Raw genomic sequence first — 2,949 nt, 5'->3', positions numbered from 1 at the left:
TATTTCGTTTGATGCGCTTGATTTATCGGCGCTCACTGAAGCGTTCACTCAGCGCCAAACATTACCTGACGTAAGTGGCGTCGGCGCTTTCAATGAAGCCAAAATTAGACGCTTTTATCAGGAGGGAAGAGCGCATGATTAAAATTCTATTTCTACTTTGTTTATTCATGACGCCTGTTTGGGCAGCTCAAGATAAACCGGCTGGCTTTCTCTGGTATAACATCGAAAAAGAAAAGAAAGGAATTGATAAGACCAAACCCACAGGTATTCCTTTTAAGCGCTTAAGCTATACCGAGCGTGATGCGGTTTTGCGCTTCTACACCATGGAAGCGCTTCATAAAGCACACTACACCAAAAAAGTAGAGGACATGCGCATCTTTTTGAGTCTCCAAGATTACTGGCTTAAAGAATCGTCACGATTTAAGGCGCTTTTTCAGCAAACGATGTTGGCGCATCCTCAATATGATTACGCAGTGACTCATCCGACCTCAAATGTTGGCGCCAAAATCACTGATGAGGTGCGTGAGTCCCAAACTATCGCGATGATAAACCGTTTATCAAAATCCCATGGCTTGCTGTTTTTTTATCGTGGTAAAAGCCCTTATGACGTAAAACAAATACCGATTATGGTTGATTTTTGCAGGCGTTTTAATATGCCTTTGATAGCCATTAGCGTGGATGGTGTTACCTCGCCAGAACTCCTAAATTCCCGACTTGACCAGGGTTACGCCAATCAATTGGGTGTACGTTATTTTCCCGCCTTACTGCTTGTTAATCCAGTGAGCCATCGGGTGGCGCCAGTGGCCTATGGCTTAACCACACAAGATGTGTTGATGCAACGGTTAAAACAAGTAGCAACCTACTTTAAAGGAGACGAATAATGAGTATACGATTAATGCTCAGCTTAGTTTTAACCGTTATTGTTGTTAGTGCAGAAGCAGAAGGGTCACAATGGCTTAAGAAACTAATTGCACGGCAGGAGCAGCCCCCTCAATACAAGAAAGTAAAAGCGACCAGTGAGCAGACAACAGACTTTTTTAGCACGCATGGATTAGTTTTCTTTTATGGTAGCCGTTGCCCGCATTGCCAGCAATTTGCACCGATATTAAAGCGCTGGGCCAATTATAACAAAGCAGACGTACTTCCGCTTTCCTTAGATAATCAACCGTTACCTGAATTTCCAACATTTTTACCGGCAACCACGGAATGGATTAATGCGGCCTTTGGTGGTAGTGCCATCAATTATCCAGCCACTTTTATAGTAAGCCCCAAAACTCATGCATTGTATCCAGTGGGTTTTGGTTCAATGACGGAAATTGAACTAAATGATCGCATGAATACGCTCATTCCTAAAATTAAAGCGTATGAAACCAAGAGGAAGATGTTATGAAAAAAGCCGCTCTTACTCTTTGTTTATTTGGTTTTTTCCATATTGTTCACGCGAATGTTAGTCAAGATCTTGATAGTTTTTTTAATGGGATGGGCTATGCATCAAATGTAACTTCGCCTGCGGCCTTTGAATCCCAAGCTGCAGGATTTTTTGGTGGTGGCTCACTCTATGCGCGTAATCAGGTACGCCAGTACCAGTTGGTACAGCTTGATTTACCAAGTTACCGTGCTGGATGCGGCGGCATTGATTTATTTACCGGCAGTATGAGTTTTTTAAGTGAACAAAAGCTCGTTGATTTGGGAAAATCAGTGATGACAAATGCGGGTGCTTATGCGGTGGATGTGATGCTCGCCTCCACAGTGCCTGAGTTAAAACAAGTACGTGATTATCTCCAACAATTAGAGCAGATGGCCAATCAGGCGAGCATTAATTCCTGTCAGCTCTCGCAAAACATGGTAGGTGGCATCTGGCCAAAGACAGCAGAAAGTCAGCAAAAAATCTGTAAAGACCAGGCTGCCATGGGTAAGGAAGGTCTATTTAGTGATTACGTCAAAGCGCGGATGGCCTGTTCTGGCAATGGTTTTGATACTGTGATGGATAAAGCCTCTAAAGACCCAGAGCGCAAAAAACAAGTCGTTTTAAACAAAAATCTCGTGTGGTCACTTTTAAAGACGAAATCATTTTTAAATAGCGACCGAGAGCTCGCTGAGATGGTCATGAGTTTAACAGGAACACTCATTATCGATAAAGATGGCAAAGTAACCAACGTACCGTCTTTGGCGGGCAATGCTGATTTAATCAATGCGTTGATTGGAACTCAATCTGGTGTTAGAAGTGCAAAGATATGGCGCTGTAAAGATGCAGGTAGCCAAAGCCCGTGTTTGCAAGTCAGTCTTCAAGCGTTCAACATTACTGAGACTTCAACACTCACCTACAGGGTTCGCGATATTATTCGTACCATAAACACTAAACTGGTTAATGATGAAAAACCAGGCAAACGTGAGCTTAATTTTTTAAGTATGACGTCATTGCCAGTCATGAAATTTTTATCCGTATTAAACAGCATGAATTATGGCAGGAGTGCCATAGACATTGAAGAATATTCAATGCTCATTGCCCAAGATTTGTTAACCAATTATCTCACTGAATTACTGCGTGAGGTAAGTACGGCTACCGCAGGGTCAGAGTTAAATACCGATTTGGTCAAAGAAATCCAAAAACGTATTCATGAGGCAACGAGGAGAGTGGCTGCCATTGATCCCGAAGTGGGTCGGAAGCTTAAAGAAAAATTAGCCCTCATTGAGCGCATGGCGCAAATTGAAAAACAAGTTGCTTCTCAAATGAATAGTACAGCTGGTTAAGGAGTAAAACGCAATGATAACGATTCATGTGTCAGCGGGAGGCGAGCTATTCCAACATGTGCTTAATGCCATTAGCGCTTTCATGAAGCAGGACAGCTTTTTAGGGTTGCTGCGCATTACAGCCTTAATGGGCATTGTGATGGCCACCGTTGGGTTTCTTAAAACCCGAGACCCCATGGCGTTTGCTCGTTGGTTTTT

The 2,949-nt window shown here is 43.0% G+C and carries 4 protein-coding genes; all 4 read left to right on the top strand.

Going from position 1 to position 2,949, the window contains the following annotated elements:
* The first annotated feature begins 134 nt into the window (after positions 1 to 134).
* Positions 135 to 881 (top strand): type-F conjugative transfer system pilin assembly protein TraF, encoded by a 747-nt coding sequence (traF, locus tag E1P04_RS17355; RefSeq protein WP_131784111.1) that lies wholly within the window; start codon positions 135 to 137, stop codon positions 879 to 881.
* Entirely contained in the window at positions 881 to 1,390 is a 510-nt protein-coding gene (gene trbB / locus E1P04_RS17350; RefSeq protein ID WP_131784110.1) for a type-F conjugative transfer system pilin assembly thiol-disulfide isomerase TrbB, read from the top strand. The genes traF and trbB overlap by 1 nt, the downstream gene beginning before the upstream one ends.
* The gene (locus tag E1P04_RS17345) at positions 1,387 to 2,751 is read left to right on the top strand and encodes a conjugal transfer protein TraH (protein WP_131784109.1); all 1,365 of its coding nucleotides are present in this window, start codon (positions 1,387 to 1,389) and stop codon (positions 2,749 to 2,751) included. Before trbB ends, E1P04_RS17345 begins: the two co-directional genes overlap by 4 nt.
* 13 nt (positions 2,752 to 2,764) lie before the next feature.
* Positions 2,765 to 2,949, top strand: a 185-nt coding sequence (locus E1P04_RS17340) for a conjugal transfer protein TraG N-terminal domain-containing protein (protein WP_131784108.1), incomplete at its 3' end; no start/stop codon positions are given.

The sequence above is a fragment of the Legionella gresilensis genome, assembly GCF_900639865.1.
Lineage (GTDB): Bacteria > Pseudomonadota > Gammaproteobacteria > Legionellales > Legionellaceae > Legionella_C > Legionella_C gresilensis.
This window is presented reverse-complemented; position numbering and strand designations above follow the sequence as displayed.